At 32.6% G+C, this 9202-nt stretch carries 12 protein-coding genes and 1 tRNA gene; 10 read left to right on the top strand and 3 right to left on the bottom strand.

Translation table 11 applies throughout. The annotated features are described in order from the left end of the window. Positions 1 to 111 precede the first annotated feature (111 nt). Positions 112 to 855 carry a peptidylprolyl isomerase gene (locus tag AB8S09_RS03615; protein ID WP_294182275.1) on the top strand — a complete coding sequence of 248 codons (744 nt, stop codon included), beginning with the start codon at positions 112 to 114 and terminating at the stop codon, positions 853 to 855. 83 nt (positions 856 to 938) lie between these two features. Here the strand turns inward: AB8S09_RS03615 and AB8S09_RS03610 are convergent, their stop codons facing one another. After that, a complete protein-coding gene (locus AB8S09_RS03610) occupies positions 939 to 1664 on the bottom strand; it encodes an NAD-dependent protein deacylase (RefSeq protein WP_294182274.1) in 726 nt (241 codons plus the stop codon). An 87-nt stretch (positions 1665 to 1751) separates the two neighbouring features. On the opposite strand from AB8S09_RS03610, the gene AB8S09_RS03605 reads away from it, so the two are divergent. Continuing rightward, positions 1752 to 1825 (top strand) — tRNA-Cys (locus AB8S09_RS03605). Between the two features lie 53 nt (positions 1826 to 1878). Here AB8S09_RS03605 and AB8S09_RS03600 read toward each other — a convergent pair. Continuing rightward, positions 1879 to 2793 (bottom strand): S66 peptidase family protein, encoded by a 915-nt coding sequence (locus AB8S09_RS03600; protein WP_294182273.1) that lies wholly within the window; start codon positions 2791 to 2793, stop codon positions 1879 to 1881. 21 nt (positions 2794 to 2814) lie between these two features. Next, complete coding sequence (locus tag AB8S09_RS03595) at positions 2815 to 3756, bottom strand: magnesium transporter CorA family protein (RefSeq protein ID WP_294182272.1); 942 nt, start codon at positions 3754 to 3756, stop codon at positions 2815 to 2817. Positions 3757 to 4008: 252 nt separating this feature from the next. On the opposite strand from AB8S09_RS03595, the gene AB8S09_RS03590 reads away from it, so the two are divergent. The 8 genes from AB8S09_RS03590 to fdxA all read left to right on the top strand — a co-directional run bounded on the left by AB8S09_RS03590 (position 4009) and on the right by fdxA (position 9170). After that, entirely contained in the window at positions 4009 to 4221 is a 213-nt protein-coding gene (locus AB8S09_RS03590) for a sigma factor G inhibitor Gin (protein WP_294182271.1), read from the top strand. After that, positions 4200 to 5654, top strand: coding sequence for an aminotransferase class I/II-fold pyridoxal phosphate-dependent enzyme (locus AB8S09_RS03585; protein WP_294182270.1), 1455 nt, complete (start codon positions 4200 to 4202; stop codon positions 5652 to 5654). Before AB8S09_RS03590 ends, AB8S09_RS03585 begins: the two co-directional genes overlap by 22 nt. Positions 5655 to 5672: 18 nt before the next feature. After that, positions 5673 to 6362: a dTMP kinase gene (locus tag AB8S09_RS03580; protein ID WP_369868493.1), complete on the top strand. Its 690-nt coding sequence runs from the start codon at positions 5673 to 5675 to the stop codon at positions 6360 to 6362. Positions 6363 to 6476: 114 nt separating this feature from the next. Next, a complete protein-coding gene (gene darA / locus AB8S09_RS03575) occupies positions 6477 to 6806 on the top strand; it encodes a cyclic di-AMP receptor DarA (RefSeq protein WP_294182268.1) in 330 nt (109 codons plus the stop codon). 15 nt (positions 6807 to 6821) lie between these two features. Then, complete coding sequence (locus AB8S09_RS03570; RefSeq protein ID WP_294182267.1) at positions 6822 to 7766, top strand: DNA polymerase III subunit delta'; 945 nt, start codon at positions 6822 to 6824, stop codon at positions 7764 to 7766. A 7-nt stretch (positions 7767 to 7773) separates the two neighbouring features. Continuing rightward, positions 7774 to 8694 (top strand): PSP1 domain-containing protein, encoded by a 921-nt coding sequence (locus AB8S09_RS03565; RefSeq protein WP_294182266.1) that lies wholly within the window; start codon positions 7774 to 7776, stop codon positions 8692 to 8694. Between the two features lie 11 nt (positions 8695 to 8705). Further along, complete coding sequence (locus AB8S09_RS03560) at positions 8706 to 8909, top strand: heavy-metal-associated domain-containing protein (protein ID WP_294182265.1); 204 nt, start codon at positions 8706 to 8708, stop codon at positions 8907 to 8909. 87 nt (positions 8910 to 8996) lie between these two features. Next, entirely contained in the window at positions 8997 to 9170 is a 174-nt protein-coding gene (gene fdxA, locus AB8S09_RS03555; protein ID WP_294182264.1) for a 4Fe-4S ferredoxin, read from the top strand. Positions 9171 to 9202: the final 32 nt, after the last annotated feature.

Below are 9202 nucleotides of genomic sequence, written 5' to 3'. Positions count from 1 at the left end.
CTGAAAATCCTCGTGTCCCTGGTTCGATTCCTGGTCTGGCCACCAAGAGTTTCAGGTGAACCTGAAACTCTTAGTTTTATACAATAAAATATATAAATGAGGAGAAAATATATGCGAGATGATGTATTAGCAGTTGTCAATGGTATGAAAATAACTGAACAAGATTTGCAAAATTCAATAAGAAAGTTTCCACCGGAAAGACAGCAATATTTTAAAACTGAAAAAGGCAAACAGCAGTTGTTAGACGAGCTAATATCTTTTGAACTTGTTTATGATTATGCTAAAGATGAGCATATGGAAGATGATAAGAATTATTTGGCTAGAATAGAAGCTGCTAAGAAACAAATATTAACTCAAGTAGCAGTTGGTAAAATTATAAAGGTTGCTAAAGTTACAGATGATGAAGTTAAAGATTATTATAATGCCAATAGAAATATGTATAAAAATCCTGAAAGCATAACTGCAAAGCATATACTGCTGGACTCTCTTGAAAAAGCCAATAAGGTATTGGAAAAGATAAAAAATGGATTGCCTTTTGAAGATGCTGCTGTGAAATATTCTCTATGTCCGTCAAAAAAACAAGGAGGAAATCTTGGAAAATTTACAAGAGGACAAATGGTGCCTGAATTTGAAAATGCAGCTTTTCAGTTGGATATAGGAGTGGTGAGCCAGCCTGTAAAAACTCAATTTGGGTATCATCTTATAAAAGTTGAGAAGAAAGAAGGACCTTCTGTAAAAACTTTTGATGAAGTTAAAGGTGCAATTAAAAATGGATTGCTTCAGGAAAGACAGATATTTAAATACAATCAATTTACGAATGAACTCAAAAATAAATATAAAGTGGAGATTAAATAGCTTGAGATGGATTCTAAAATAAAATAATATGCCTAGGTTTGATTTATGCAAATCTAGGCATATTTTTTCCTCCCATATTATTTTCACAAAACACTTTTTAGAACTGTACCTATTTTATCGTGTATAACTATGTCAGCTCTATTGTCATAGGGTGTAGAGGATTTATTTATAAGTACAAGGTTTTTGCCTTTGAAATAATTGATTAATCCTGCAGCAGGATATACTACCAGGGATGTTCCCCCTACAATTAGGGTGTCAGCTTGACTTATGTATTGGACAGATTTGTTTAATACATTCATGTCTAAGCTTTCTTCATATAAGACTACGTCGGGTTTCACAAGTCCGTTGCATTTATCACATTTAGGAATAATATCGGGACTGTTTATTATATAATTCAAATCGAAAAATTTATGGCATTTGGTACAGTGATTTCGGTGAATTGAACCGTGCAGCTCTAAAACATTCTTTGATCCTGCCATCTGGTGAAGGCCATCTATGTTTTGAGTTACTATGGCTTTTAATTTTCCTTTTTTTTCCAATTCAGCTAGAGCATAATGTGCATCGTTTGGTTTTGCATCTTTATATATCATTTTTTTCCTGTAGAATTCAAAAAAATCTTCAGTATGAGACATAAAAAATGAATGACTTAACATTACTTCAGGAGGATATGAATAATTGTTTTTAGTTTTATAAAGACCCGCTTCAGATCTAAAATCTGGGATATTTGATTCTGTGGAAACTCCTGCGCCTCCTAGAAATACAATATTCGTACTATTATCTACAGCAGATTTTAAATTTTCATAACTCATAATATCACCTCTGTCTATATTATAACATATTTGGATTGACAGGATATATGTATTAATGATATAATAAAGTTCGTTGAATATTAATAGGGCGCTGTAGCCAAGTGGTAAGGCAGAGGTCTGCAAAACCTTTATCCCCAGTTCAAGTCTGGGCGGCGCCTCCATATAAGTATAGTAATAAAGCAGTCTATTTGGTAAAAAGGCTGCTTTATATTTATCATTTTACTGCAGGTTCCAATAAATTGATTTTTCCCTCCTTGAAATCAACTTCTACGTTGGTGCCGATTGGAAGAGTTATTCTTGGATAAGAATGACCCGATTGAAAGTTGCTTAAGGTAGGCTTTTTTAAACTCAGTATTCTATCTTCTAATATTTCGGTCAAAGTGAGACTTCGTTCATAGTGTGGAAGCTGACAGTTTTTGAATTGACCTATGATGAACCCCCTGCATTTTTGAAGATCGCCGCTTAATGTAAGCTGGGTGAGCATTCTGTCAATTCGATAAGGTTCTTCACCTATATCTTCTATAAACAGTATTTTATCTGTAGTGTCTATGGAATAGGGGGTACCAAGTAAACTGCATATCAATGATAGATTGCCTCCAATTAGTTTTCCACTTGCATATTCACCGTTAAAATAATTTGTAGGTATATTTTCAGGGTTTTCTATGATAAGTGAAGAGTGGCCGTTCATTAATGTATTCAAAAAACTTTTTAATGTAAAATCATCAAAGTCCGTATTACACATAGGAGAATGAAAGGTAATAATACCGCACCTTTGAAATATGCTATTCAACAATGCGGTTATGTCGCTGAATCCGGCAAATATCTTGGGATTTTTTCCTATTATATTGAAATCTATCAGATCCAATATTCTCATAGTGCCGTAACCGCCCCGTGTACATAATATCATATCAACCTCTTGATCCATAAACATGTCCATTAAGTCTTGGGCTCTGTCCATATCTTTTCCCGCCAGGTAACCCCACCTGTCATATATGTGTTTTCCCTCTTTTATATTAAAGCCAAGATCATTTAAGGTCTTAAGGCTATTTTCTATTTTTTCAGGTTCCAAGGCACCTGATGGAGATATAATACCTATGGTATCCCCTTTTTTCAATCTCTTTCCAATCAAAATATCACATCCCAAAATTAATTAAAATAAATCCCTTTTTTTCAAGAATATTATACATATTACACAAATAACGGCTGTTATTACATATACGCTCCAAAAGCCATTTTTATAAGCAGCAAAGGGTATTCCCTTTAAATTCATTCCAAAGGAGCCGAATATTATGTTTGGAATGGACATAACTATAGTTACAGAGGCTAAAAATTTCATTACTATATTTAGATTGTTGGATACTACAGAGGCAAATGCATCCATAGTTCCGCCTAAAATATTGCTGTAGATATTTGTCATTTCTATTGCCTGCTTATTTTCGATAATGACATCTTCCATTATATCTTGATCTTCAGGATATTTCTGTAAAATCTCTAATTTCAGCATTTTTTCTAAAGTTATTTCATTTGCCTTTAATGATGTAGAAAAATAAACAAGAGATTTTTCCAGCGATAGAAGCTGAATAAATTCCTTATTTTTCATGGATCTGTGCAGCTTTTGCTCTATCATTACACTTTTTTTATCTATTTGTCTCAGATAGAGCAAATAGTAGCTTGCTATTCTGTATAGTATCTGTAAAATAAATCTGGAACGTTTAAAGGTATAAAAGGATTTGACCTTTCCATCTATAAAATCTGTAAGTATTTTGCTGTTTTTCAAACAAACTGTTATCAGGTTAAATTCCGTATGGATAATTGCCAGAGGATAGGAATCATAAGTCAAGGAATTAACTTCCATTTCTGTAAAAGGTATGTCAACTATTACCAGTAAGTTATTATCTTCGGTATCTATACGGGATGTTTCTTCTTCGTCGAGGGCAGCTCTTAGAAAATCCAATGAAACTCCCGATTTTTTTGATATCAGAAGCAGATCTTCATCCGTAGGAGCTACAATATTGATCCAACATCCGTGTTCTATAGTATCTAGAGCCTGTAACTTGTTTGATGTATCCATGGTTTTATAAATTGAAATCATATGATGAAATCCTCCGCTGAAATTTAAATTAAATGTAGTTACATATATTATAACTTATAAAATATAATTTTAAATACTTAGTATAAATAAAAATAAAATTATTTAGGTGGACAAAACAAATTTTAGTGTAAAATTGAATATTATATATTATAAGAAAAAATAAAATTGAATATCATCTACATTAAAAGGTAAGAATTTAAATAATAAACTTATTTTATTAATTTGCAAATACGACTTACTAGGAGGATATGAATGAAAAAAAAATATTGTATTATATGTGGAAAGCCTTTGAGTAATGGTATAATAATATATGGCAGAGGGATTTGTTCCTCCTGCGAAGAAAGACTGTTGAAATTAAAAAATAATTTGGATTTTTACGAGCACTATAGGAAAAGAATAAAGAAGACTATAGTACATTATATAATAAGAGGAGAGACAAAGAATTGTCAGAATTACCACTTTTAAATGGAGTCTTGAAGTATATTAAGGAAAACAATATATCCTTTTGTATGCCTGGACATAAAAATGGAAGGGGATTTTATAATACTTCTATAGGAAGAAAATTTGCAGACAATATTTTAAAGTTTGATATTACAGAAATAGAGGGTGTAGACAACCTTCATAACCAGAAGGGTATAATATTAGATGCAAGTGAGCGTCTTAGGGATTTTTATGGAAGCAAAAAATCTTATTTTTTAGTCAATGGCAGCACCTCTGGAAATATGATAATGCTATTTAGCAGTTTTAATGAGGGTGATAAGATCTTAGTGGGAAGAAGCTGCCATAGTTCCATATTCAATGGTATAATTATGAGAAAATTAAAACCCGTATATTTAAAAAATATTATAAGTAAAAGATTAAATGCTCCAGTTTCTATAGATTTGGAGCATTTTTTACAAATTATAAAAAAAAATAAAGATGCCAAGGGCATCGTAGTTACATATCCTAATTATTATGGCTTGTGCAGTAATTTAAAGCTTATAATAGAAGAAGCTAAAAAGTATAATATGAAGGTATTGGTTGACTGTGCGCATGGAGCTCATTTTGGAATTCACCCGGATTTACCTAAAAGTGCGGTAAAACTGGGAGCAGATATGGTAGTTACAAGTGCTCATAAAACTCTGTGCAGTTTGACTCAAAGTGCTTATCTTCACGTTAATAACGAAGACGATATTGACAGGGCAGATTTTTATTTCGATGTATTTTCAAGTACTAGTCCTTCCTATATAGCGCTTTGTTCCATGGATTATGCCAGGTTTTATTTGGAAGAATACGGATGCAGGGATTATGGAAAACTTATTAAAAGGAATCAATATTATGGGGAAAAAATAAATTCTGTAAGTGGTCTGAGCATAATCGGGAGAGAAGATATAGCAAGTTTTAATAGGGAACACAGTATGGATGCAAATTTACCTGATATATGGGATATGGATACAACTAGATATGTTATAAACCTGGAAAAAAATTTTGATGGAAATTTATTGCTGAAATATTTAAGAAAATGCGGAATACAGTGTGAGATGAGCGACAGTTCAAATGTAATACTTATCTTTTCACCCTTTAACAGGAAGGAAGAATATGATGCATTATATAATGCATTGAAAAATTGCAATCTGGATAAGCTTAAGCATAAATGTTTGGATATAGTTGAATATGATATACCTGAGGCTAAAATGTTACCTTGGGAAGCTTTGAGAAGGGAAAAACAAGGTGTGAGTTTGGGCGATTCCGTAGGAAAAATAAGCGGGGTGAATGTAATACCTTATCCGCCGGGAGTTCCCATACTTCTGATGGGAGAATTGATAGACAGAAATATTGTAGAAATTATCAGCTATTATGTTGAAAATGGGGCGGATTTGATAGGGATAAAGGACAATGAAATAAAAATTATCAAATAAATTTTGGAGGAAATGAAATTGAAATCATCATTAAAGGGAAAACTTATAGTTATAGAAGGATGTGATGGAAGCGGCAAAGCAACGCAGACGGAAATACTTTATAAGAGACTTTTGAAAGAAAAATACGATATAACAAAAGTGGAATATCCTGATTATGCCAGTAATTCTTCAGCTCTTGTCAAAATGTATTTAAACGGAGATTTCGGGAAAGACCCTGAAGATGTTAATGCCTATGCAGCTTCTACATTTTACAGCGTGGATAGATTTGCGTCATATAAAATGAAATGGAAAAAGTTTTACGATCAAGGTGGAATAGTATTGGCAGATAGATACACTACAGCAAATATGATACATCAGGCTTCTAAAATTGATGATTTAAAAGAAAAGAATAAATTCTTAGGCTGGCTTTGGGATTTTGAATTCAATATATTTGAACTTCCTGTACCTGATTGTGTAATATTCTTGGATATGCCGCCTGAATACAGCAGGCAACTTGTTGTCCATAGGGACAATAAATTTACGGGAAATTCCATAAAAGATATACATGAAAGTAATTATCGCTATTTAACGAAATCCTATGAAAATGCATTATATATTTCTGACAGATATAATTGGAATAAGGTCTCTTGTGTACAGAACGGAAAAATAAAGAGTGTGGATGAAGTACATAAAGATATATATTTTCTAGTAAAAAATATACTTAAATAAAGTATAATAAAGTTAGTATCTAAACTGACATAAGATAATGAAAATTATGTTATAATTATTATATTAATTTGAGGAATATTTCTTGAATTAAATAGGTGATAAGGAGGAACCCTTATGAAGTTGATTATAGCTATTGTTCAAGATGACGATGCTGGCGACTTGTTGGAAACTTTGACGGAAGGTGGATTTGAAGTAACTAAACTTGCTACTACAGGAGGATTTTTAAAAGCAGGTAATACCACTTTGATGATAGGCGTTGAAGAAAAAGACGTGGATAAGGTTATAGATCGTATAGAAAAAATCTGTAAAACCAGGAAACAGATTATAACGACTCCTTCATCTGTTGCCAGCTCTACAGGAGTATATATGCCCTATCCAGTGGAAGTAGAAGTTGGAGGAGCTAATATATTTGTGGTGGACGTGGATAAATTCATAAGAATTTAACAGGAGGAATATTTAGTGAGCTCTTATAGAATAATAGGACATCAGGGTATAAAATTGCAGATAAAAAATTCCATAAAATTGAACAGATTTTCACATGCCCATATTTTAGTAGGGGAAAATGGTATAGGCAAGAGTATGGTTGCTAAAGAAATGGCTATAAGAGTATTGGGTAAGAATGAACTAAAACCTTATGTTGATATGATTGAGTTTAAAGTGCCTAAAGGAAGAAAATCCATTGGAATAGAAGAGTCAAAAAATATAATTGAAGAGATAAATAAAAAGCCTTATGAGTGTGATAAAAAGGTGATAATAATATATAATGCTGATAAAATGACAGAAGCAGCCCAAAATGCATTGCTAAAAACTATAGAAGAACCCCCTTTAGAAAGCTTTATGGTGCTTCTATGTGAAAAATTGGATGGCATTTTGGATACAATAAAATCTAGGTGCCAGGTTTACAAGTTTAACAGGTTGAGTCAAGAGGATATGCTTTTGTTTTTGGGAAATAGATATCCTCAGTTGGATGAAGAGGAGATCAATTCCGTTCTAGCTTTTAGTGACGGAATACCTGGGAGAGCGGAAAGATTCATTTCCGACTCTCATTTATGTGAAATAAGGGATGCTGTCGCGGATATGCTCAAAAGGTTGAAAGATGATGACGTGGATTATTTTTTACGATTTTCTAATTATTTGCTCAGTATAAAAGATGAGTGGCAGGAAATACTAACTTGCATTTTGGCGTATATACGTGATGTACTTGTGTATAAGGAAACAGGCAATAAAAAGTTGATTGTAAATGCGGATAAATTTGAATATATAAAAATTATAAGTGAAATGTTTTCATTTAAAAAGTTAAATGCTCTTGTTAATATTGTCAAGGCAACTAAAGGAAAACTGGGAAAAAACGTTAATCCGGCATTGGTTTTTGATTCTATGTTGGTGAAAATGCAGGAGGTATAGATTAAATATGGTAATGGTAGTAGGTGTACGTTTTAAGAAAGCAGGTAAAATATATTATTTTTCACCGGCTGATTTAGATATACAAAAAGAAGACAACGTAATAGTAGAGACAGCAAGGGGAGTTGAATTTGGCAGATGTGTCATAAAACCGAAAAATATAGATGAAAGTGATATTGTTTCACCACTTAAAAATGTCTTAAGAGTGGCTACGGGAGAAGATATAAAGAAGTACAATGATAATAAGAAGAAGGAAAAAAAAGCTTTTGGAATATGTGTAGAAAAAATCAAACAGCATAATTTAAAGATGAAACTTATAGACGTGGAATATACGTTTGATAATAATAAAGTAATTTTTTATTTTACCGCAGACGGCAGGGTGGACTTTAGGGAATTGGTAAAGGATCTTGCTTCTATATTCAGAACAAGGATAGAACTTAGGCAAATAGGGGTAAGGGATGAAGCCAAAATGATAGGTGGATTGGGTCCTTGCGGAAGGATTATGTGCTGTTCTACATTTTTGGGGGATTTTGTGCCTGTATCTATAAAAATGGCAAAAGAACAAAATTTATCTTTGAATCCAACTAAAATATCCGGTATATGTGGAAGACTTATGTGCTGCTTGAATTATGAACAGGAGGCATATGAAAAGATAAGACAAAAATTACCTAAAAAAGGTTCCATTATAAAAACGGATTATGGAAGTGGAGAGGTTATAGGAAATTCTGTTGTGAAGGAAAATGTTAAAGTAAAAATAAAAAATGAAGATGGGGAGGATGTATTAAAAGAAGTATCTATAGACCAAGTTGAAATGGTTTCAGGGGAATTTGAAGACAGCGCAAATGATGATGAGGTAGAAGTCAATACGGAAAATGAAAATGTGGAAAAAACAGATGCAAATTCAATTAAAAAATTATTTAAAGAGGATTAGAGAGGTGGCATATGAAATCCGTACTTAAAGTTTCTGATATGCGTACTTCCGAAGATATCAATAGAATAAGACATTGCATTTCCAGCAATGAGGGAATTATTGCCTTTGAGATTAATAGAGAAAAAAGTGAAGTGTACGTGGTGTATGACAATTATTTTGTAACGGAGGATAAAATAATACAGTGTCTTGAAGATATGGGTTACATGGTATTATAAAATTCTCTTTAAAAGTAATAATAAATATGGTAGAATAGCAAGGGATAGGATAAATAATAGTAGGATCTATAAGGAGGTGTGACATAAATGGCATATAAAATTACAGATGCTTGTGTAAGTTGTGGAACATGTGCTTCAGAATGCCCAGTTGATGCTATAAGTCAAGGGGATACTCAATTTGTAATAGATGCAGATACCTGTATAGAGTGCGGAAACTGTGCTAATGTTTGCCCGGTAGGAGCACCAGTTCAGGAAGATTAACATTTAAAAAGACTGCCTAAGTATGGTAGTCT

Origin of the sequence: Clostridium lapidicellarium, assembly GCF_041224415.1 — a bacterium.
Taxonomy (GTDB): Bacteria; Bacillota; Clostridia; order Clostridiales; family Clostridiaceae; genus Clostridium_B; species Clostridium_B lapidicellarium.
This window is presented reverse-complemented; position numbering and strand designations above follow the sequence as displayed.

Excerpts from the sequence above, each read along its gene's own strand:
- darA (WP_294182268.1), top strand. The coding sequence starts at position 6,477 with ATGAAGTTGATTATAGCTATTGTTCAAGATGACGATGCTGGCGACTTG.
- AB8S09_RS03615 (WP_294182275.1), top strand. The coding sequence starts at position 112 with ATGCGAGATGATGTATTAGCAGTTGTCAATGGTATGAAAATAACTGAA.
- fdxA (WP_294182264.1), top strand. The coding sequence starts at position 8,997 with ATGGCATATAAAATTACAGATGCTTGTGTAAGTTGTGGAACATGTGCT.
- AB8S09_RS03610 (WP_294182274.1), bottom strand. The coding sequence starts at position 1,664 with ATGAGTTATGAAAATTTAAAATCTGCTGTAGATAATAGTACGAATATT.
- AB8S09_RS03560 (WP_294182265.1), top strand. The coding sequence starts at position 8,706 with ATGAAATCCGTACTTAAAGTTTCTGATATGCGTACTTCCGAAGATATC.
- AB8S09_RS03590 (WP_294182271.1), top strand. The coding sequence starts at position 4,009 with ATGAAAAAAAAATATTGTATTATATGTGGAAAGCCTTTGAGTAATGGT.
- AB8S09_RS03595 (WP_294182272.1), bottom strand. The coding sequence starts at position 3,756 with ATGATTTCAATTTATAAAACCATGGATACATCAAACAAGTTACAGGCT.
- AB8S09_RS03565 (WP_294182266.1), top strand. The coding sequence starts at position 7,774 with ATGGTAATGGTAGTAGGTGTACGTTTTAAGAAAGCAGGTAAAATATAT.